This is a genomic window from Pararoseomonas sp. SCSIO 73927, from assembly GCF_037040815.1.
Taxonomy (GTDB): Bacteria; Pseudomonadota; Alphaproteobacteria; order Acetobacterales; family Acetobacteraceae; genus Roseomonas.
The window spans coordinates 912,879-932,354 of record NZ_CP146232.1; the positions used below are offsets into that span (position 1 = coordinate 912,879).

The following is a 19,476-nucleotide window of genomic DNA, read 5'->3' on the forward strand; positions in this document are numbered from 1 at the left end:
CCCAGGGGGCAGCGCCCCCTGGTCCCGAACCGATCAGAACAAGCCCACCCCCCTCATCACGCCCCCCTGCGGAGCATGAAGATGGCCGAGTAGGCGGGCACGTCCACCTCGGCGCCGAGGGCGGCGACAGCCTCCCGGTGCCGCACCGCCGCCGCGCGCAGGGCGGCCTCGTCCGTCGCCTCGATCAGGAGCAGGCCGGCAAAGCTCCCGTCCCCGCCGCGCAGCGCCTTCTCGTTCGTCGCCATGTCGGAACCGTCCCGGTCCACGGTAAGCAGGCGCACGGCGCAAACCCGGTCTTCCCCCGCGATCGCGTCCAGGGAAGCGTCGGCGGGCGCTGCGCGCGGAAGGCGCATCGCCAGGATGTGCCCGCCCTGCCCCGTGCCGAACGCGCGCACCACCGGCCCACCACCCCGCGCGAAGTTCCGCAGCACCGGCATGGTGCGGCGGGACCAGGGCGTGGGTTCGTTCAGCCGGGCCAGATAGGCTGCGCTCGTCAGCACCGCCGCGGAGGAAAGGTCGTAGAGGATGAGATACCGGCACACGCCGTCGAGGCCGGCGCGGAACACGCGCACGCCCTCGAAGCCGGGGATGCCCACCCGCTCCGCCGTGTGCTCGCGGGTCAGCCAGTGCAGGTAGTCCGTCTCATCGGCCGGATCGACGTCGCTCCAGATCGCGAGCAGCCCGTTCGCCATGATGCGGAAATCCCTCGATGCTCCAGTGCAGAACCCGGAAGGCCGGCGCGCAGCGCGCCGGCCTTCCCACCTATTCCATCTTGATGCCGCGGCGGCGGATCAGCTCGCCCCAGCGACGCGCCTCCTCCGCCTGGTACGGCGCGAAGGCCTCGGACGTACCGGCGTAGATGTCGATGGAGGCTGCATCCAGCCGCGCCTTCACCTCCGGCATCGCCAGGATCTTCCGCGCTGCCTCGGAGAGCTGCGACACGATCGCGGGCGGGGTGCCGGCGGGCGCGAAGAAGCCGAAGTCGTTGGTGGCGCGATAGCCCGTGAGGCCGCACTCGGCGAGGGTCGGCACATCGGGCATCTGCGGGCTGCGCCCGACGCTCGTCACCGCCAGCGCGCGCAGGTCGCCGGACTGGATGTGGGGAATGGCCGTGACGGTGTCGATGAACCCCATCGTCGTCTCCTTCGCGATCACCGCCTGCACCTGCAACCCGCCGGAGCGATAGGCGACGTGGAGCATCTGCGTGCCGGACATGTCGAGCATGAGCTCGGGCGCGAGCTGCGCGATCGTGCCCGCGCCGGCGGAGGCGTAGGTGAGCTTGCCCGGCTGCGCCTTCGCCGCCGCGATCAGGTCGGCATAGGTGCGGATGCTGCCGGAGGCGTGGACGCAGACGAACATCGCATTCCCCGCCAGCAGGCTGATCGGCGCGAAGCCGTTCTCGCTGTCGTAGGGCAGCCGGTCGAACAGGAAGGGCGCGAGCGCGAAGGTGCCGGTCGGGGAGACGCCGAGGGTGTAGCCGTCCGGCCGCGCGCGCGCCACGGCGCCGTGGCCGACGGTGCCGCTGCCGCCGGCGCGGTTGTCCACCACGAAGTTGCCCCCCAGCGCCGTGGAGAGGTGCTGCGCCAGCAGCCGCGCCACGAAGTCCGTGGAACCGCCCGGCGCGAAGGGCACGATGATCGTGACCGTCCGGTTCGGATACCCCTGGCCTTGCCCTTGGGCCCGCGCGCCGCCGCCGAGCGCCGGCAGGGCCACGGCCCCGAGCCCGGACAGCAGCGCGCGCCGGCGCAGCCGTGCCGTGTTCAGCAGATCCTCTCGCATCGTCACTCCTCCCATTCCCGTTGTCTTGTTCTTGCTGCCCGGCGGCCCCGTTTGCGTGCCGCCCTCAGCCCAGCAGGTCGTGCCCCAGCAGGTCCTGCATGGAGCGGATCGCGGTCGCGTAGCCCCGCGCCCCGAGCCCGGCGATGACGGCGGTCGCGACCGTGGAGACGAGGGAGCGCTGGTAGATCGCCTCCCGCCTGTGGATGTTGGAGATGTGCAGCTCGATGATCGGCCGCCCGAACATCTTCAGCGCGTCGAGCACGGGGATGGAGGTGAAGGTCAGCCCGGCGGGGTTGATGACGATGCCCGCGGCGTCGCCATCCGTCGCCTCGTGGATCCAGTCCACGAGCTGCCCCTCCCAGTTCGTCTGCCGGAAGACGATTGCGGTGTCGCCGGCGGCCTCCCGGCACATCGCCTCCACCTCCGCCAAAGTCGTGCGCCCGTAGATCTCCGGCTCGCGCTTCCCCAGCCGGTTGAGGTTGGGCCCGTTGAGGACATGGATCGGCCCGGTCACGCCCGGCGGCCTTTCCCGCCGGCACCGCGCACCGCCCCGTCCCGCCACGGCGTCTCGTTCCGCAAGGCCGTCCTCCCCCTCCGCGGCGCCTCTTCAGCCCCGTCCGGCGAAATCGTTAGCAGCAGGAATTCGATTCTCAAACCGGCAAATCGCAAATCATCCGATTATCCTTCTCTCCTCGGATGAAGCCGCACTTCTCTCCCGGACCGCCCTGGGGCACCCTGTCCGGAGGAGATTGCCCTTGCCACGCGAAGCCCCTTCGGCCCCGGACGAGGCCACCATCGGCGAAGCGGTCTACCGCCGCATCCGCACCGACATCGTCTTCGGGCGCCTGCCCCCCGGCCAGAAGCTCGGGCTCGACCGCATGCGCGCCACCTACGGCGCCAGCATCAGCACCCTGCGCGAGCTGCTGAGCCGCCTGGCCTCGGAAGGCCTCATCGTCGCGGAGGGCCAGCGGGGTTTCGAGGTGGCGCCGGTCTCCGCCGGGGACTTCCAGGAGGTCACCTCCCTGCGCCTCCTGCTGGAAGCCCACGCCATGGAGGCCTCCTTCGCCGCCGGCGGGCTGGACTGGGAGGGCGGCGTCGTCGCCGCCCACCACAAGCTCGCCGCCCTGGAACGCCAGCTCCTCGCGGGGGAGCCGGCCGATGTGGAGCTCTGGAAGCGCTACGACTGGGAATTCCACCGCGCCCTCATCGCCGCCTGCGGCTCCAAGGCCTTGCTGCAGGCGCACGCGGCCATGTACGACCGCTACCTGCGCTACCAGATGGTCGCCGTGGTCTTCCGCGGCGGCGCGGCGGCCGAGGAGCACCGGCGGCTGCTGGACAGTGCCCTGGCCCGCGACAGCGCCACCGGCCGGCAAGCCCTCGCCGAGCACCTCGACAACTGCGTCCGGCACGTGCTGGGCAGCGGCGCGCTGGACGCCTTCACCGCCGGCCAGGCCGGCGAGGCACCCGCCCGCCCGCCTTCCCCCTCCCGCAGGACGGGCCGGAAAGCCCCGTAGGCCTCCCTCGGGCACGATGCCGCACCGGCCCGTCCCGAAAAAATTCAACGTCGTGCCCGCAGCCCTCGGCGGCCCGATCCCTTATCCTGCGGCTGAGAGCGCCGCCCCTGCGATCGGAAGGAAACGCCCCCCTGCCGGAAGCCCCGCCTTGGACCGAGCCCCCTCCGCTCCCATCTCGGCCCCTCCCCGGGGCGCTCCGGCGCGCGCCCCTCGTCGCACCCCTGGTCACTGAGGCAGGATGACCCCTCCCACCGTGCGGACCACCCCCGAGAGGCGGGCCACGCGCGCCCGCGTCCTCTCCCTCCTCCGGGGCCGCCTCAGCGCCGCGCCGGGCGAGCCCCTGCCCCGCCGCCCCGGCGACCTCTCCATCGGCTCCTACAACGTCCACAAATGCGTCGGCACGGACCGCCGCTTCGATCCCGCCCGCGTGGGCGAGGTGATCGCGGAGCTGGACGTGGACATCCTCGCCCTGCAGGAGGTGGACCGGCGCTTCGGCCACCGCATCGGCCTGCTGGACATGGCGGGGATCGAGCGGCGGACGGGGCTGCGCCACGTCCCCCTCTCCAACGTGCCCATGGGCCAGGGCTGGCACGGCAACGCCCTGATGCTCCGCACGGGGGAGGTGACGCGCCTGCGCCGCCTCACCCTGCCGGGCGGCGAACCCCGCGGGGCGGCCGTGGCCGACCTCCTCCTGCCCGCCGGCCCGCTGCGCGTCGTCTCCGCCCATTTCGGCCTGCTGCGGCGCCACCGCGCCCGCCAGGTCGCCGCCATCCTGGAAACGCTGGAGGCCGCGGACGACATGCCGACGGTGATCCTCGGCGACCTGAACGAGTGGCGCCCCGGCCGCCGCTCCTCCCTCCTCGCGCTGGAAGGGCGCTTCGAGGGGGTGCGCCCGGACCACGCCACCTTCCCCAGCCGCCTGCCCCTCCTGCCGCTGGACCGCATCCTCGGCCGCCCCTACGGGCTGGTGGAAATGGTGCGCGCCCACGACACCCCCCTGGCCCGCGTCGCCTCCGACCACCTGCCCCTGAAGGCGCGGCTCCGCCTGGCCGCCGTGCACGGCGCGGCCCTGGCCGAAGCGGCCTGAACGGGCGCCGACCGATGTCCGAAGCCACCGGGGTGGAGGGGGACAGCACCGCACCCGCCCCGCCCCTGCCGGCGGGGGGCAGCGGCGTCGCCGTAGTGCCGGACGGGCTGGTGGCCTTCGCCGCCCGCTGCCGCGCCGCCCGCGAGGCGCGGGAGAGCCTGGACCTCCTCTACTACATCTGGCGCGACGACCTGACCGGCCGCCTCCTGGCGCGGGAGGTGCTCCGCGCCGCCGCCCGCGGCGTGCGCGTGCGCCTCCTCCTGGACGACATGTACGCCCTCGGCCGGGAACGCGTGCTCTCCGTGTTGGACGCCCACCCGCATGTCGAGGTGCGCCTGTTCAACCCTACCCGCTGGCGCCGCTTCGGCCAGGCCGGGATGGTGCTGGAGATGCTCTTCGGCGGGCGCCACCTGAACCGGCGCATGCACAACAAGGCCTGGATCGCCGATGGCCGCGTCGCCGTGGTCGGCGGCCGCAACGTCGGCGACGAGTACTACGACGCCTCCGGCGCCTTCAACTTCCGCGACCTCGACCTCGTCCTCGCCGGCCAAGCCGTGCGCGACGTGCAAGCGGTGTTCGAGCGCTACTGGCGCCACCCCCTAGCCCGGCCCGTGCGGCGCGCCAGCGGCCTGCGCCCGCGCCCCGGCCGCCTCGCCGCCCTCACCCGCCGCCTGGACATGACCGCGGCCGGAGAGGGCGCCCAGCCCTTCCTCGAAGGCCTGAAGGCCGATCCCGGCGTGGCCCGCACCCTGGAAGGCGACGGCTCCGCCCTCACCCCCCTCCCCCGCGAGGCCGTCCGCGTGGTCGCGGACCCGCCCGACAAGGTCCTCTCCAGGGCCGCGATGAAGGAGTGCCTCGCCCCCGCCATCCTGGAGGCCCTGCAGGAGGCCCGCCACGAAGCCCTCCTCATCTCCCCCTACTTCGTGCCGGGGGAGGAAGGCGTGGCGGTGCTGGAAGGCCTGGCGCGGAACGGCGTCCGCGTGGCCGTCGTCACCAACTCCCTTGCCGCGACCGACGTGGTGGCGGTCCACGGCGGCTACGCCCGCCACCGCCCCCACCTGCTGGACGCGGGGATCGAGCTCTACGAGCTGAAGCGCTCCGGCAAGGAATCCGCCGGCGTCTTCGGCTCCCGCGGCGCCAGCCTGCACACCAAGGCCCTGGTCGTGGACGGCGCCCACGCCTTCGTCGGCTCCTTCAACCTCGACCCCCGCTCGGCCACCCTCAACACGGAAATGGGCGTCTTCGTCCGCCACGCCGCCCTCGGCGACGCCGTGCAGGAGGAGTTCGCCCGCCTTTCCGACCCCGCCCGCAGCTGGAAGGTGACGCGGGGCACCGAGGGCGGCCTGTGCTGGAACGGCCCCGACGGAACCGTGACCTCCGAACCGGACGCCTCCCTTCGCCGCCGCGCCCTGGCCTGGCTGGTGCGCTGGCTGCCGATCGAATCCCAGCTCTGAGGTGTCCGGAACCAGGGGGCGCCGCCCCCTGGAACCCCCGCCAAGGGCCTGAGGCCCTTGGATCCCCATCTGGCTGCCGCCACGCCGTCCTGAGACGGTGTCTCTGCCTGACGGGCCTCCTCCTGCCCTTGCAGTCGCCTCGGGTCGTCGACCCGAGGCGGACCGTCAGCAGGGTGATCCCAACTCCTAGAAGAAGATGATGGAGAGGGGTCCGGCGAGAGGAAGAATTCCTTCTTCCTCTCCCCGGGACATCCCGTCAGCCCGGGAGCAGGAACGCCCGCACATCACCCCGCCCGTTGGCCAACCGACCCGAACCCACCCCCGGTCGGCGTCACGATCGTCACCGCCTCCCCTGACGCCAGGGCCGAGCGCGCGCACCCCGCCAGCACCTCCTCGCTCCCGTCCAGCCGCCGCACGAGGTTGCGCCCGCACTCCCCCGCCTCCCCGCCGAACAGCCCGGGCGGAGGCACCTCCCGATGCCCCGCCAGGATGGCGACCTCCATATCCTCCAGGAACCGGATCACCCGCCGCGTCCCATCCCCCGCGCGCCACTTGCCGCGCCCGCCGGACCCCTCGCGCACGGAGAACTCCTCCAGCACCACGGGGAATCGCGTCTCCAGGATCTCCGGGTCCGTCAGCCGGGAATTCGTCATGTGCGTCTGCACCGCCGGCGCCCCGTCGAACCCCTCCCCCGCCGGCGCGCCGGAGCAGATTGTCTCGTAGTACTGATAGGCCGCGTTCCCGAAGGTCAGGTTGTTCATCGTGCTCTGCGCCGGCGCGAGCGACCCCACGGCCGCCAACAGGCATGACGTCACCGCCTGCGACACCTCCACATTCCCCGCCACCACCGCCGCCGGCCACTGCGGCGCCAGCATGGAGTTCTCCGGCACCACGATCCGGATCGGCCGCAGGCAGCCCGCATTCATCGGGATGTCGGAATCCACCAGCAGCCGGAACGCGTAGAGCACCGCCGCCCGCGTCACCGGCTTCGGCGCGTTGAAGTTGTCGGGCTGCTGAGGCGACGTCCCCGTGAAGTCCACGGTCGCCTCCCGCGCCGCATGATCCACGCTGATCCGTACCTGCACACGCCGCCCGGAATCCATCGCGTAGTCGAAGGAAGCCTCTGCCGGCAGCTTGTCCAGCGCCCGCCGCACGCTCTCCGCCGCATTGTCCTGCACATGCGCCATGTAGGCGTGCACGACATCCTCGCCGAAGCTGTCCACCGCCCGCAGCAGCTCCGCCGCCCCGCGCGAGTTCGCCGCCACCTGCGCCTTCAGGTCCGCGATGTTCTGCGCCGGGTTCCGCGCCGGATACGCCGCCCCCGTCAGCAGCCCCAGCGCCGCTTCCTCCTGGAAGCGCCCGCCCTGCACGAGATGAAGGTTGTCGATGTAGACCCCTTCCTGCTCGATCGTCGTCGCGTCCGGCGACATCGACCCCGGCGCCGTCCCGCCGACATCCGCGTGATGCCCGCGCGAGGCCACCCAGAAGATCACCTTCCCCGCCCGGTCGAACACAGGCGTGCAAACCGTGATGTCCGGCAGATGCGTCCCGCCATTGTAGGGCGCGTTGATCGCCCAGGAATCCCCCGGCCGCGGCTCCGGGTTCGCCCGGATCACGCTCTCCACGCTCCCGTCCATCGAGCCGAGATGCACGGGGATATGCGGCGCGTTGGAGACCAGCCCGCCCTCCGCGTCGAACACCGCGCAGGAGAAGTCCAGCCGCTCCTTGATGTTCACGGAGCTCGCCGTGTTCTGCAGCGCCACCCCCATCTGCTCCGCGATGGAGCGGAACAGATTATTGAAGATCTCCAGCATCACCGGATCCGCCTCGGTGCCCAGCGCCACCCCGCGCGGCAGCGCCTCCACCCGATCCATCACCAGGTGATCGGCCTCCGTCAGCACCACCGACCATCCCGGCTCCACCACCACCGTCTGGTTCGGCTCGATCACCAGCGCCGGCCCGCGCAGCGCCTGCCCCGCGCGCAAGGCTTCCCGCGCGTAGACCTTCGCCTCGTGCCACGCCCCGCCGGAGAACACCCGCGTCGTCCGCACCGCCTCCGCCGAAGCGTCGCCCACGGCGCGCCCGCCCGGCGCTGCGGCCGCACCGCCACCCGCGGCCTCCGCCACCCCCGCTTCCACAACCACGTCCCGCGAAGGATCGGTGAACCCGAACCGCGCCAGATGCGCCGCCTCGAACGCCTCGCGCAGAGGCCCCGCCCGCAGCGCGCCCACCGCCTCACCGCCCGCCAGTTCCGCCCCCGGCACCTCCAGCGGCGTATCCGTCCCCGCATAGCGCAGCAGCAGCGCAATCCGCGTGCTCAGAGCACCGGCATCCACCCCCTGCCCCAGCACCTCCGCCCGCGCCTCGTCCGCCAGCCCCTGCAAGGCCGGCACGCACCCCGCCAACCCCTCGTCGCTCAATGCCCGGTCCAGCGTCCGCTGCCGCACCGCCCGGATATCCGCCAGCCCCATCCCATAGGCGGAAAGCAGCCCGGAGAACGGATGGATCAGCACCCGCGTCATCGCCAGCGCATCCGCCACCAGGCAGGCGTGCTGCCCCGAAGCCCCGCCGAACGCATTCAGCACGTACTTCGTCACGTCATAGCCGCGCTGCACGGAGATCGTCTTGATCGCCTCCGCCATCCCCGCCACCGCGATCCGCAGCGCCCCATCCGCCACCGACTCCGGCGAGTGCCCGCCGCCTAACTCGGCAGCCAGCGCCGCAAACTTCTCCCGCACCACCTCCGCGTCCAGCGGCTGGTCCTGCCCCGCCCCGAATATCGCCGGGAACAGCTCCGGCACCAGCTTCCCCGTCATCACGTTGCAGTCGGTCACCGTCAGCGGCCCACCGCGCCGATACGCCGCCGGCCCGGGATCCGCCCCCGCGCTCTCCGGCCCAACCCGCAGCCGCCCGTCCTGGTACCGCACGATGGACCCACCACCCGCCGCCACCGTATGGATCAGCATCATCGGCGCCCGCATCCGCACGCCCGCGACCTCCGTCTCCAGCGCCCGCTCGAACTGCCCGGCGTAATGCGCGACATCGGTGGAGGTCCCCCCCATGTCGAACCCGATCACCCGCTCGAACCCGGCCTCCGCCCCCGTCCGCGCCAGTGCCACCACGCCGCCCGCAGGCCCGGACAGGATCGCATCCCGCCCCTGGAACAGCGACGCCGCCGTCAGCCCACCGGCCGAGGTCATGAACATCACCCGCGCCCCCGTGCGGACGACGTCCAACTCCTCCTCCACCTGCGCCACATACCGCCGCAGCACCGGCGACAGATACGCGTCCACCACCGTGGTGTCCCCGCGCCCCACCAACTTGATTAGCGGCCCCACTTCATGGCTCGCGGACACCTGCGCGAACCCCATCTCCCGCGCCACCGCCGCCGCCCGCGCCTCATGCGCCGGATACTTCCAAGCGTGCATGAACACGATCGCCAGCGACCGGAACCCCTCCGCCTTCAGCGCCTCGAGAACCGCCCGCAACGCGCCCTCGTCCAGCCCCGCCTCCACGGTCCCGTCCGCCAGCACCCGTTCCCCGATCTCCTCCACCCGCGCGTAGAGCAGCTCCGGCTTCACCACCCGTCGCGCGAAGATGTCCCGCCGCGCCTGGTGCCCGATCGCCAGCGCGTCGCGGAACCCCCGCGTCGTCACCAGCGCCGTCCGCTCGCCCTTGCGCTCCAGCAGCGCATTGGTCGCCACCGTGGTGCCCATCCGCACCTCGCCCACCAGCCCCGCCGGAATGGGCTCGCCCGCCCTCAGCCCGAGATGCAGCCGCACCCCCTGCACCGCCGCGTCCCGATACGCCCCCGGATTCTCGGACAGCACCTTCCGCGCGTGCAGCCGCCCCTCCGGGTCGCGCCCGATCACGTCCGTGAAGGTGCCGCCCCGGTCCACCCAGAAATCCCAGGACTTGCGGCTCATGCGGGCACCCCTTGCTGCGGTGCCGCGATGCTTATCGAAACCCCGGAAAGGAAAAAGGCCGGGGAGAAGGAATTCTCCCCGGACCCCTCATCTTTTTCTCTCGGGCTGCCGCGGCCTCAGCGGGACAGCGCGCTCTCAAGCAGCAGCACCGCCGCCTCCGCGAAGGCCTCCATGTTCGCCCCCCGGTCGCCGGAACCCGTCTCCACCGTTCGCACCAATGCCACCGGCCCCGCCACCGCCAGGCACGCATGCCCCGCCGCATCGCCGTAGCGGTTCCCCGAAGGCCCCGCCGCCCCCGTCTCTGCCACCCCCCAATCCGCCCCTAGCCGCGCCCGCACCCGTTCCGCCATCAGCGCCGCATAGGCCTCGGTCGAAGGCCGCATTCCCGCCATGTCCTCGGGCGAAATCCCCAGCAATCCCTGCCGCGCGGCGGCGGTGTAAACCACGCCCCCGCCCAGAAAGAACGCCGAGGCCCCCGGCACGGCCAGCAACCGCGCCGAGACCAGCCCGCCCGCCGAAGACTCCGCCACCGCCACCCGCTCCCCGCGCGCGGCCAGCAGCGCCCCGACCCGCGCCGCCGCCAAGGCCGCGCTCACGCCCCGGTCAGCACGTGCACGGCACGGCTGGCCACCATCTCCCGGGACGCCTTGCCATAGGCCACCATATGCGGCGCCGCCCCGTGCGCCCGCAGCGTCTCGGCGCTCGACCACTTCTCGATCACCATGAAGGTGTCCGGCCCCAGCGGCGCCTGCACCGGCCCGAAATCCGGCAGATCCACCACCGGCCCGTACTCGATGCACCCCTCCTCGGCCAGCACGGCGGGCATGTTGGCCCGGAACAGCGCCAGCAGCGCCTCCCGCTGCCCCGGCTTGGCGGTGATGACGGCAACCACATGGACCATGACCGGCTCCTCACTCCCCGGAAGCGGCAGCCCCGCCCAAGGGCCAGGGATGCTACGGACCCCACCGCCCCTTGTGAACGGCCCCGCCGAAACGTCACGCCCCTCGCGTTGACGCAGTGCAGCATCGCCCATAAAAGCCCGCCCATCCCACCAGCGAAGCCCGAACAGGCGCAGCCTTCATCAGCGCCGGAGGCGCCGCGTGACCATGTCCACCACCTTCGCCGACCTCGCCCTCGCGCCCGCCCTCCTGCGCGCCCTGGCGGAGGAAGGCTACGCCCACCCCACCCCCATCCAGGCCGGCTCCATCCCGCTGCTGCTGGAGGGCCGTGACCTGCTCGGCCTGGCCCAGACCGGCACCGGCAAGACCGCCGCCTTCGCCCTGCCCCTGCTCCACCGCCTCGCCGCGAACCCGCGCCCTGCCCCGAAGGGCGGCGCCCGCATCCTCGTCCTCGCCCCCACGCGCGAGCTCGTCTCCCAGATCGCCGACGGCTTCGAGAGCTTCGGCCGCCACCTGCCCTTCAGCGTCACCACGATCTTCGGCGGCGTCAGCCAGTTCCACCAGGTCAACGCGCTGAGGACCGGCGTGGACATCCTCGTCGCCGCCCCGGGCCGCCTGCTGGACCTCATCGGGCAGGGCCTCTGCGACCTCTCCGGTCTCGAGGCCCTGGTGCTGGACGAGGCCGACCAGATGCTCGACATGGGCTTCGCCAAGCCGATCGAGCGCATCGTCGCGACCCTCCCGAAGAACCGCCACACCCTCCTCTTCTCGGCCACCATGCCGAAGACCATCGCCGCCCTCGCGGAGAGCCTCCTGCGCGACCCCGCGAAGGTCGAGATCGCCCCGCCCTCCACCACCGTGGACCGGATCGAGCAGTCCGTCATGTTCGTCGACGCCGCCGACAAGAAGCCCGCCCTGCTCTCCCTGCTGCAAACCCCCGGCATCGGCCAGGCCGTCGTCTTCACCCTCCAGAAGAGCATCGCCAACGAGGTCTGCGCCTTCATCACGGAGGCCGGCATCACCGCCGAGGCCCTGCACGGCAACAAGTCCCAGGGCCAGCGGGAGCGCGCGCTGGACGCCTTCCGCGCCGGCACCGTGCAGGTCCTGGTCGCCACCGACATCGCCGCCCGCGGCATCGACGTCGACACCGTCACCCACGTCTTCAACCACGACCTGCCGAACCTGCCGGAGAGCTACGTCCACCGCATCGGCCGCACCGGCCGCGCCGGCCGCAGCGGCGTCGCCATCACCCTCTGCGACGCCGAGCAGCGCGCCTGGCTGCGCGACGTGGAACGGGAGATCGGCCGCGCCCTCACCGTCCAGGCCGACCACCCCTGGCACTCGGAGGCCGCGCGGACCTCCACCCTGCGCCCCCCCGTCCTCGGCGGCGCGCCGGCCAAGGAGGTCAAGCCGCAGCAGAAGCGCGAGCGGAAGGTCTGGACCGAGGAGGAGAAGCTCGCCGCCCGGGCCGCCGCCAGGGCGGCCTGATCTCCGGCCGGAAGCGACGTCGCCCGCAGCCCGGGCAAGCCTTCCGCGGTCAGTGCAGCCCCTTCGGGCGGGGCCGGTGGCCCGTCTCCGGCGGAACCGTCGACTTCACCAGCTCACGGCCGAGCGCGATCAGGAGAGGGCGGGCCACGGCGCGCAGGTGCCCCCCCTCGGTCCCCATCCGCTCCAGCTCCTGGTAGGTCGAGATGGCCTTGTCCGTCGCGCGCATCAGGGGGCTCAGCTCGCCCTCGGTGGACATGGCGAGGAAAACCGCCTGCTCCTCCTCATGCCCCTCCCTCTTGCTCTCCGTGATGTCGATAACGATGCCACGCCCCCGCACGACGGTGCCGTGCTCGTCGGTATCGAACCGCCCCCGCGCCAGGATCCAGCGCGTGTCGTTCGGCGAGGGGCAGGTCCGGTACTCCGCGACGAACAGGCCCCCGCGCGCGACGACATCCTCGATCTGGCGCTGGAACACCGGATAGTCGTCGGGATGGATGGCATCCGACGCGGCCCGGAGCGGGAGGCCCTGCGAGGCCTGGTGCGCCGGCAGCCCGAACAGGGCGGCGCAGGTCGCGTCGATCCGCATGCAGTCGCCCACGACCTCCCATTCCCACACGCCGACATTGGTGGCCGAAAGGGCGTCCGGCAGCAGGTTAGGATTCGCCTGTCCGATCGCGAAGGGCATCGTCCCGCCTCCTCAAGCCTCCCGCAGGCCGTGTTCTCATTCTCTCCGCCACAACAAGTCTAGCCGAAGGGCGTTGTTGCGCAATCAGGTCGGGCCGGCGGGCCTCCGGCGACGCCCCGCAACCCATGTCCCGGCCACGCCCTCCCCTTCACAACACCATCGCCACCCACGCCGAGGCCGCCGTGAACAGGGCCATCGCCGCCGCCTGACCCAACCTCCCGGCGGGCGCCGTCAGCACCCGTGGAACCCGCCCCCCGGCAAGGGCGCCAGCTCCAGCACCCCCAGCACCCGGTACGCCCCGCCCGGCTCCACCACCGCGAAAGCCCCCTCCGGCAGCGCCCGCCCCCCCACCGGCGGCCCCGCCACGGTGATCAGCGGCGTCCGGTGCCCCACCAGCACCCGGTTCACCCCCGCCGCCACGGGCGCGGAAAGCAGCCGCCGGTGCCCCGCCATCACCTCCTCCAGCCGTGCCCCCGCATAGTCGTCGGCCAGCAACTCCTCCGTCACCCGCACCCGCTCCGCCCCGAAGCCCGCCTCCGCCGTGTCCCGCGCCCGGAACACCGACCCCGCATGCACCGGCCACTCCACGGGGATCCCCAGCTCCGCCACCCGCCGCCCCACCGCCGCCGACTGCTCCCGCCCCAGCGCCGAGATGTTCCGCTGCCCCGCCCGGTCCCCCACCCGGAAGGACCGGTCGCAGGCCTCCCCCCGCGTATCCGCGTGCCGGAGGAACAGCACCAGCCCGCCCTCCCGCAGCCGCGCCACCAGCGCATCCCCCTCGGGAGACCCCGGCCGCACCGGCACCAACTCCTGCGCCGCGGCAGGCAGCGAGAGCAGGACGAGAAGGAGAAGCGCGCGCCGGATCATCCCCGCCATCCTGCCGCTCCCACCCCCGCCCCCTCCAGTCACGATCCCCCCATGCAACGCGCGCCATTCCGGCCCCGCGCCCTTTCCGCTAAGCCCCCCGCCATGCGCTACGTCTCCACACGCGGCGAGGCCGCCCCCCGCGACTTCGAATCCGTCCTCCTGGCCGGCCTGGCCGAGGATGGCGGCCTCTTCCTGCCGGAGACCTGGCCCGTCCTCACCACGGACGACTGGGAGGAGCTGCGCGGCCTCCCCTACCCCGCTCTCGCCGCCCGCATCATCCGCCTCTTCACCGGCAGCACCTTCGAGGACGGCGTCCTGGAAGCCATGTGCGCCGACGCCTACGCCGGCTTCACCACCCCCGCCGTCGCCCCCCTGGTCCAGCTGGACCACCGCCGCTTCGCGCTGGAGCTGTTCCACGGCCCCACCCTCGCCTTCAAGGACTTCGCCCTCCAACTCCTCGGCAGGATGTTCGACCACGTCCTCGCCCGCCGCGGGGAGCGCATCACCATCGTCGGCGCCACCTCCGGCGACACCGGCTCCGCGGCCATCGAGGCCTGCAAGGGCCGCGAGAACCTCGACATCGTCATCCTCCACCCGGAAGGCCGCACCAGCCCCGTCCAGCGCCGGCAGATGACCACCGTCCTCTCCCCCAACGTCCGCAACATCGCCGTCCAGGGCGACTTCGACGCCTGCCAGGACCTGGTGAAGGCGATGTTCAACGACGCCCCCTTCCGGCGGGAGATGAACCTCTCCGCCGTCAACTCCATCAACTGGGCCCGCATCGCCGCCCAGATCCCCTACTACGTCGCCTCAGCCCTCGCGCTCGGCGCCCCGCAGTGCGAGATCGCCTTCGCCGTCCCCACCGGCAACTTCGGCAACGTCTTCGCCGCCTGGGCCGCCCGCCGCATGGGCCTGCCCGTCTCCACCCTCATTGTCGGCGCCAACCGCAACGACATCCTCGCCCGCTGGATCGCGGAGAACGACATGACGGCCCAGCCCGTCACCCCCAGCCTCTCCCCCAGCATGGACATCCAGGTCTCCTCGAACTTCGAGCGCCTGCTCTTCGAGCTCCTCGGCCGCGACGGCGCGAGAACCGCCACCGCCATGCGCGCCTTCCGCGACACCGGCCGCATGCCGATCGACGAGCGCACCTGGCGCGCCGCCACCGCCCTGTTCCGCGGCCACGCCGTGTCGGACGAGGAGACGATCGCCGAAATGCGCCGCCTCCACGCCCAGAACTACCCCGCCGACCCCCACACCGCCGCCGGCACCGCCGCCAGCCACGCCGCCCCGCCGGACAACCCCGCCACCCCCATCATCATCGCCGCCACCGCCCACCCCGCGAAGTTCCCGGACGCGGTCGAACAGGCCACCGGCACCCGCCCCGCCCTCCCGCCCCACATGGCCGACCTCTACGAGCGCGAGGAGCGCTTCACCGTCCTCCCCAACGACCTGCACGCGATCGAGACCGCCGTCCGCGCCCACGCCCGCCGCAACGGCTGACCCGCGGCCCCCAGGGGGCCTTGCCCCCTGGACCCCCACCAGGAGCCTGAGGCTCCTGGACCTGCATCGGGCTACCGCGGAACTGACCTGATAGGTCAGCCCTCTACGCTCGGCACAACGTCCTGCCCTGGCCGTCGCCTCGGCTCCACGAGCCGAGGCGCGCTGTCAGCAGAGTCCAGACCAACTCAAAGAAGAAGATGATGGTGAGGGGTCCGGGGAGCGGAAGAATTCCTTCTTCCTCTCCCTGGCCACGGACCGCCCCCACAGGACCGCCCCCTTCCACCCCCACCCCCGATCGGCGCACCCTCCGGAACCACCGACAGGGCGCCCCCGTGACCGAGAAGCCAGGCATCTCCCGCGCCTCCATGGCGGTCGCGGCCCTCTCCACCGTGGTCGAGTGGTACGACTTCACCCTCTACCTCTACCTCGCCACCGTCCTCTCCCGCGTCTTCTTTGGCGGCGGCGACACCTCCCTCGCCCTGGCCCTCGGCGGCTTCGCCGTCGCCTACCTCATGCGCCCCCTCGGCGCCGCCGTCCTCGGCCATGTGGGAGACCGCTACGGCCGCCGCCGCATGATGCTCCTCTCCATGGCGCTGATGACGGCCGCCATGCTCGCCACCGCCCTCCTCCCCACCCACGCGCAGATCGGCCCCGCCGCCGCCTGGCTCCTGCTCCTCCTCCGCTGCGTCATGGGCTTCTCGGTGGGCGGCGAGTACACCGGCGTCGTCGCCTACCTTCTCGAAGGCGCAAGGCCGGAGCGCCGCGGCCTCGTCACCTCCTTCGCCGCCGCCGCCAGCGAAGTCGGCGCCCTCCTCGCCGCCGCCGTCGCCGCCCTCACCGTCAGCGCGATGAGCCCCGCCGCCCTCGATTCCTGGGGCTGGCGCATCCCTTTCCTCCTCGGCGCCGCCCTCGCCGCCACCGTCTGGATCGCCCGCTCCCTCATGCAGGAATCCCCGGATTTCGAGCGCCAGGAGGCGCGCGGCACCGTCCCCCACAATCCCCTGCGCCACGCCCTCACCCACCACCGCGCCGCCATCGCCCGCGGCTTCGCCATCTCCGCGCTGGGCTCCATCACCTACTACGTCGGCATCACCTACGTGCCCGCCTTCCTCGCAGGCGCCTCCCCGATGAGCGAGGCGGAGGCCCTCTGGCTCTCCACTGCCGCCGCCCTCGTCGTCATCCTCGTCACGCCCTTCACCGGCCTCCTCTCGGACCGGTACGGCCGCAAGCCCGTCCTCCTCGCCGTCTGCCTCTCGGCAGCGGTCCTCCCCATCACCCTCTTCTCCCTCATGGCCGGCGCCTCCCACGGATGGGCCACCCTCGGCGCGTTGGTCCTCGCCGCCGTCGGCGGCGCGATGAGCGCCGTCGGCGCCGTCGCCACGGCGGAACAATTCCCCGGAGAGGGCCGCCTCAGCGGTCTCGCCCTCGGCGCCACCACGGCAACCGCGATCTTCGGCGGCCTCGCCCCCTACCTCGCCCAGGAACTCATGGGCCGCACCGGCTCGCCCCTGGTCCCCGGCATCATGATCGCCGCCGTCGCCGCCGCCGTCCTGCCGGTCTTCCTCGCCATGCCGGAATCCCGCCCAGCCCCGCGCCGGCCGGGAAGGTCGCCCTGATCCTCCAACGACCCGCCGTGGCCAGAGGGAGGAAGAGGGAAGTCTTCCTCCCTCCGGACCTCCCGCCATCATCTTCCTCTTCGAGTGGGAGTCGTCCCGCGGACAATGCGCCTCGGGTCGATGACCCGAGGCGACCGGAAGGGCAGGATCAGGGCGCTGGGATCCGGCCCACCGGTTCAGGCCGGTCCCGCGGCAGCCAGAAGGGGGTCCAGGGGCCTCAGGCCCCTGGCGGGCGAGGTCCGGAGAGGGCGGCGCCCTCTCCGGTCCCGAAAGCGCAGGACAGACCCTCGCAACGCCAGCGGACGCGCCCCGGCCGCCCAGGGGGATGGTGAGACGCTGGCGCCCTACCCGCCCCGCACCCGCCACCACAGCGCGAGCGCCGCGTCATAGGGCAGCGCCGGCACCTCCCGCAGCCGCCAGCGCCACTCGGAGAACCCCGGCCCCGCCTTCGCCGCCGCCCCGCGCCCCACCCGCAGCCCCAGCAGCCGCAGCACCGCCGCACACCGAGGCAGGTGATAGCCGGAGGACACCGGATGCACCGTCCCCTCCCACTCCCGCAGCATCACCGCCACGGCCCGTGCGGAGGAGAGCGTATCGGTCCCCGTCGGCTCCTCCTCGATGCGCGCGGGGTCGATCCCCCAGTCCCGCAGCAGCTTCGCCATCACGGTCGATTCCGCCGGCCCGTGCCGCCCCTGCCCGCCCGTCGGGATGAACCGCGCCCCCCCGCCCAGCCGCTCCCCCAGCTCCACCGCCGCCGTCACCCGCCGCCGCATGGTCTCGCTCGGCCGCGAATCCGGCCGCACCGCCGCCCCGAAGATGACGATCACGGACCCGCTCAAGCGAGGGGCGCCGCCAGCAGAAGCCGGTTCATCGGCTCCATCGCCGCCCGCAGCGCCGCGAAGTCGCGCGCCACCTGCGCCTCCGGCGCCGGCACCTCCGCCACCACCTCCGCCAGCGTCCGCTTCCCGTCGATCCGGTTCAGGATCGCCCCCGCCAGCGCCGGCATCGGCAGCACCACCCGCAGCCCGTCGAAGGTCACGGGCAGCCCGCCGTTGCGGATGCCCTTGGCCCACTCCGCCCCCGTCCCGCTCCGCAGCACCGGCACCGCCCCCGGCGTGTCCCAATCCGCCCGAACCTCCGGATCCCCCGCCCGCGTCAGATAGGCGATGTGGATCCCCATGTTGCCCGCCAGCGCCTCCGCCAGCGCCGCCCGCTCGATCATGGACATGGCAGCCGTCCGCGCCCGCAGCTTCGGATCCGGCAGCAACGGATCAGGATCATACCGCAGCGGCTCCACCAAGCAGGCGATCCGCATCCCCGCCCCCGCCACCAGCTCCACCAGCTGCGGCACCGTGTAGGCCTGGTCCCGCGGGTTCAGCAGCAGGTCGTACAACCCCGGATCCCCGCCCCCCTGCGGCAAGGGCAGATGATCCGTGATCCAGGGATTCTTCCGCATCCACGCCGTTTCCGGCAGGTGCCGCATCACCCGCTTGGCGATGTCCACCCGCGCAGCCGGCGCCTCCGTCGGCGGCGCGATCCGCCGCATCGCCTCCTGCAGCATGTACACGCCCGTGCGCCCGTGCGGCGCATAGACCATGATCCCCATCCCGCCCCCGGGATTGAGCACCCCCGCAAGGTTCCGCAGCCCCGCATCCGGGTCCGGCAGGTGATGCAGCACCCCGCAGCAATCCACGTAGTCGAAGGTCCCGATCCCCTCCGGCAGATCGAGGATCGACCCCTCCACGAACCGGATGTTGGACAACCCCCGCGCCGCCGCCCGAGCCTCCGCCACCTTCCGCGCCGCGCCGGACCGGTCCAGCCAGACCACCTCCCCCGGCCGCCCCGCCCAGGCCATCTGCTGCGCCAGCATCAGCGCCCCGTCCCCGGTCCCGCCCCCCGCCACCAGCGCCCGCAACGGCAGGGAAGCCGCCCGCCGCGCCCCGAACACCCAGTGATCCACCTCCGCCAGGTGCGACGGGCTCCCCACGATCAGCCGCTTCGCCTCGTCCCGAGGGTCCCGCGCCGGATAGGGCAGCGCCTCGTACTGCGCGGCAAGCTGGGCATCGGTCGCATCGCTCATGCCCCCGGAATAAGGCCCCCACCCCGCCCGCGAAAGGCCCGCCCCCACCGGGAACAGGCCCCCCGCGCCACGCCCCAGAGAGGAAAGCGCCCCCTACAGCAGCGCCTCCTTCGTCGCATTCACCGGCTTGTCCTCCCGCAGCGCCCGCTTCTGCCGCCGCAGCTGCTTCGCCACCCGCTCCAGCGCCACGGAGAACGCCGTGTAGGCGTTGCGCGGATCCTCCCCGTGCCCGTCGAAGAACAGCCCCCGCCCGGCATGCACCCGGACGTTGCACGCGAAACCCGCCCCCTTCCCGCCAGGGGAAAATGTCACGGTAATATCCTCCGCCCCATCGAAGTACTTGGCCGAGAGCCGGGTCGCCTGCTCCGTCACATGCGCCCGCAACGCCTCCCCCAGATCCACCTGGTGGCCCGACACGATGATCCGCCCCTCGTTCGTCACGTCCGCCGGTGCCGCCATGTCACGCCTCTCCTCGCTCTGAACAGAAGAACGCGATAACGCCCCAGCCCCGCCCCCCGTTGTCCCCCGCGTGAAGATTGCCGCCCCCATGCCGCAACGGCGGTTGAAGCCGCCCCCGC

17 protein-coding genes are annotated in these 19,476 nt (G+C 72.7%); 6 read left to right on the plus strand and 11 right to left on the minus strand.

Annotated features, from left to right (window positions below; translation table 11 throughout):
• Positions 1-56: 56 nt before the first annotated feature.
• The 3 genes from VQH23_RS04385 to VQH23_RS04395 all read right to left on the minus strand — a co-directional run bounded on the left by VQH23_RS04385 (position 57) and on the right by VQH23_RS04395 (position 2,293).
• Positions 57-692: a hypothetical protein gene (locus VQH23_RS04385; RefSeq protein ID WP_338664403.1), complete on the minus strand. Its 636-nt coding sequence runs from the start codon at positions 690-692 to the stop codon at positions 57-59.
• A gap of 70 nt (positions 693-762) precedes the next feature.
• Positions 763-1,779, minus strand: coding sequence for a tripartite tricarboxylate transporter substrate binding protein (locus VQH23_RS04390; RefSeq protein WP_338664404.1), 1,017 nt, complete (start codon positions 1,777-1,779; stop codon positions 763-765).
• Positions 1,780-1,843: 64 nt separating this feature from the next.
• Entirely contained in the window at positions 1,844-2,293 is a 450-nt protein-coding gene (locus VQH23_RS04395) for a type II 3-dehydroquinate dehydratase (protein ID WP_338664405.1), read from the minus strand.
• 241 nt (positions 2,294-2,534) lie between these two features.
• Here VQH23_RS04395 and VQH23_RS04400 point away from each other — a divergent pair, with 241 nt between their 5' ends.
• From VQH23_RS04400 to VQH23_RS04410, 3 genes are all read left to right on the plus strand, one after another.
• Complete coding sequence (locus VQH23_RS04400) at positions 2,535-3,293, plus strand: GntR family transcriptional regulator (protein WP_338664406.1); 759 nt, start codon at positions 2,535-2,537, stop codon at positions 3,291-3,293.
• Between the two features lie 238 nt (positions 3,294-3,531).
• Positions 3,532-4,380 (plus strand): endonuclease/exonuclease/phosphatase family protein, encoded by an 849-nt coding sequence (locus VQH23_RS04405; protein ID WP_338664407.1) that lies wholly within the window; start codon positions 3,532-3,534, stop codon positions 4,378-4,380.
• Between the two features lie 14 nt (positions 4,381-4,394).
• Positions 4,395-5,834, plus strand: a complete 1,440-nt coding sequence (locus VQH23_RS04410) for a phospholipase D family protein (RefSeq protein ID WP_338664408.1) — start codon at positions 4,395-4,397, stop codon at positions 5,832-5,834.
• A gap of 284 nt (positions 5,835-6,118) precedes the next feature.
• Here the strand turns inward: VQH23_RS04410 and VQH23_RS04415 are convergent, their stop codons facing one another.
• The 3 genes from VQH23_RS04415 to VQH23_RS04425 all read right to left on the minus strand — a co-directional run bounded on the left by VQH23_RS04415 (position 6,119) and on the right by VQH23_RS04425 (position 10,661).
• Positions 6,119-9,760 (minus strand): hydantoinase B/oxoprolinase family protein, encoded by a 3,642-nt coding sequence (locus VQH23_RS04415; protein ID WP_338664409.1) that lies wholly within the window; start codon positions 9,758-9,760, stop codon positions 6,119-6,121.
• A 116-nt stretch (positions 9,761-9,876) separates the two neighbouring features.
• Positions 9,877-10,356 (minus strand): CinA family protein, encoded by a 480-nt coding sequence (locus VQH23_RS04420; protein ID WP_338664410.1) that lies wholly within the window; start codon positions 10,354-10,356, stop codon positions 9,877-9,879.
• Entirely contained in the window at positions 10,353-10,661 is a 309-nt protein-coding gene (locus tag VQH23_RS04425; protein WP_338664411.1) for a putative quinol monooxygenase, read from the minus strand. Before VQH23_RS04425 ends, VQH23_RS04420 begins: the two co-directional genes overlap by 4 nt.
• 205 nt (positions 10,662-10,866) lie before the next feature.
• Between VQH23_RS04425 and VQH23_RS04430 the strand changes: the two genes are divergently transcribed.
• Positions 10,867-12,147, plus strand: a complete 1,281-nt coding sequence (locus tag VQH23_RS04430; protein WP_338666054.1) for a DEAD/DEAH box helicase — start codon at positions 10,867-10,869, stop codon at positions 12,145-12,147.
• 49 nt (positions 12,148-12,196) lie between these two features.
• Here the strand turns inward: VQH23_RS04430 and VQH23_RS04435 are convergent, their stop codons facing one another.
• Together VQH23_RS04435 and VQH23_RS04440 are read right to left on the minus strand one after the other, a co-directional pair.
• Positions 12,197-12,832, minus strand: a complete 636-nt coding sequence (locus VQH23_RS04435) for a PAS domain-containing protein (RefSeq protein WP_338664412.1) — start codon at positions 12,830-12,832, stop codon at positions 12,197-12,199.
• Positions 12,833-13,063: 231 nt separating this feature from the next.
• Entirely contained in the window at positions 13,064-13,699 is a 636-nt protein-coding gene (locus VQH23_RS04440) for a hypothetical protein (RefSeq protein ID WP_338664413.1), read from the minus strand.
• Between the two features lie 102 nt (positions 13,700-13,801).
• Between VQH23_RS04440 and thrC the strand changes: the two genes are divergently transcribed.
• Entirely contained in the window at positions 13,802-15,202 is a 1,401-nt protein-coding gene (gene thrC / locus VQH23_RS04445) for a threonine synthase (RefSeq protein ID WP_338664414.1), read from the plus strand.
• Positions 15,203-15,534: 332 nt separating this feature from the next.
• The gene (locus VQH23_RS04450) at positions 15,535-16,818 is read left to right on the plus strand and encodes an MFS transporter (protein WP_338664415.1); all 1,284 of its coding nucleotides are present in this window, start codon (positions 15,535-15,537) and stop codon (positions 16,816-16,818) included.
• Between the two features lie 344 nt (positions 16,819-17,162).
• On the opposite strand, the gene VQH23_RS04455 is transcribed toward VQH23_RS04450, so the two are convergent.
• The 3 genes from VQH23_RS04455 to VQH23_RS04465 all read right to left on the minus strand — a co-directional run bounded on the left by VQH23_RS04455 (position 17,163) and on the right by VQH23_RS04465 (position 19,357).
• The gene (locus VQH23_RS04455; RefSeq protein WP_338664416.1) at positions 17,163-17,657 is read right to left on the minus strand and encodes a YdcF family protein; all 495 of its coding nucleotides are present in this window, start codon (positions 17,655-17,657) and stop codon (positions 17,163-17,165) included.
• Positions 17,654-18,898 (minus strand): class I SAM-dependent methyltransferase, encoded by a 1,245-nt coding sequence (locus VQH23_RS04460; protein ID WP_338664417.1) that lies wholly within the window; start codon positions 18,896-18,898, stop codon positions 17,654-17,656. The genes VQH23_RS04455 and VQH23_RS04460 overlap by 4 nt, the downstream gene beginning before the upstream one ends.
• Before the next feature lie 93 nt (positions 18,899-18,991).
• Positions 18,992-19,357, minus strand: a complete 366-nt coding sequence (locus VQH23_RS04465) for an HPF/RaiA family ribosome-associated protein (protein WP_338664418.1) — start codon at positions 19,355-19,357, stop codon at positions 18,992-18,994.
• Positions 19,358-19,476: the final 119 nt, after the last annotated feature.

Coding starts and splice junctions, on each gene's coding strand:
- VQH23_RS04385 (WP_338664403.1), bottom strand. CDS start 692: ATGGCGAACGGGCTGCTCGCGATCTGGAGCGACGTCGATCCGGCCGAT.
- VQH23_RS04390 (WP_338664404.1), bottom strand. CDS start 1,779: ATGCGAGAGGATCTGCTGAACACGGCACGGCTGCGCCGGCGCGCGCTG.
- VQH23_RS04405 (WP_338664407.1), top strand. CDS start 3,532: ATGACCCCTCCCACCGTGCGGACCACCCCCGAGAGGCGGGCCACGCGC.
- VQH23_RS04410 (WP_338664408.1), top strand. CDS start 4,395: ATGTCCGAAGCCACCGGGGTGGAGGGGGACAGCACCGCACCCGCCCCG.
- VQH23_RS04415 (WP_338664409.1), bottom strand. CDS start 9,760: ATGAGCCGCAAGTCCTGGGATTTCTGGGTGGACCGGGGCGGCACCTTC.
- VQH23_RS04425 (WP_338664411.1), bottom strand. CDS start 10,661: ATGGTCCATGTGGTTGCCGTCATCACCGCCAAGCCGGGGCAGCGGGAG.
- VQH23_RS04430 (WP_338666054.1), top strand. CDS start 10,867: ATGTCCACCACCTTCGCCGACCTCGCCCTCGCGCCCGCCCTCCTGCGC.
- VQH23_RS04435 (WP_338664412.1), bottom strand. CDS start 12,832: ATGCCCTTCGCGATCGGACAGGCGAATCCTAACCTGCTGCCGGACGCC.
- VQH23_RS04440 (WP_338664413.1), bottom strand. CDS start 13,699: ATGATCCGGCGCGCGCTTCTCCTTCTCGTCCTGCTCTCGCTGCCTGCC.
- thrC (WP_338664414.1), top strand. CDS start 13,802: ATGCGCTACGTCTCCACACGCGGCGAGGCCGCCCCCCGCGACTTCGAA.
- VQH23_RS04460 (WP_338664417.1), bottom strand. CDS start 18,898: ATGAGCGATGCGACCGATGCCCAGCTTGCCGCGCAGTACGAGGCGCTG.
- VQH23_RS04465 (WP_338664418.1), bottom strand. CDS start 19,357: ATGGCGGCACCGGCGGACGTGACGAACGAGGGGCGGATCATCGTGTCG.